We start from the raw sequence: 571 nt of genomic DNA, 5'->3' as shown, positions 1-571 counted from the left end.
ACGGCGCGCGTAAGCGGCTTGATACAGCTCCACTTCATTACTGACCGGACGGTAAAAAGGTTCTGTTTTGACTTTATACTGTTCAGCAATTTTCTCGCTCATCGCAGTAACCTCAGGGTATTCGTTGGAAAGTTTGGTGGTACGTATTTGAAAAAGCCCCTGACACTGTGGTCAGGGACTGATTCGATTTGATGTTATACCGACTGACCGCGGAACACGACCATTTCTGCGCCTTTAGATTGAGCATAATTATCATAACCCACCAAACGCACATGGTTTTTCGGATGTGCTTTGTGGCAGGCTTCGGCTTCAGCCAGAATGCGATCCACATCGGTTTCCCCGAATAAAGGCAGTTTCCACATATACCAGTAGTGACCAAATGCATTTTCTGGTTCAGTGTGTTCTACTGCAGGGTTCCAGCCTTTACTGACGATGTATTCAACCTGTTTACGGATACGTGCAGCATCCATTTCCGGCAAATATGAGAAGGTTTCAAACTTACGGCTTGATGCATCGGCAAGGCTTGAAGCGTAATCTTGCATTTCACTCATTGTCATTTCCTCAAATAATG

Annotated in this window: 1 protein-coding gene; it reads right to left on the bottom strand. The window is 45.5% G+C overall.

The genetic code is table 11. The features are described from left to right. Positions 1-194: 194 nt before the first annotated feature. On the bottom strand, positions 195-571 hold a 377-nt coding region (locus tag B3O33_RS05420), incomplete at its 5' end, for a ribulose bisphosphate carboxylase small subunit (RefSeq protein ID WP_414673273.1).

The organism is Methylophaga sp. UBA1464, assembly GCF_002325665.1.
Taxonomy (GTDB): domain Bacteria; phylum Pseudomonadota; class Gammaproteobacteria; order Nitrosococcales; family Methylophagaceae; genus Methylophaga.
This window is presented reverse-complemented; position numbering and strand designations above follow the sequence as displayed.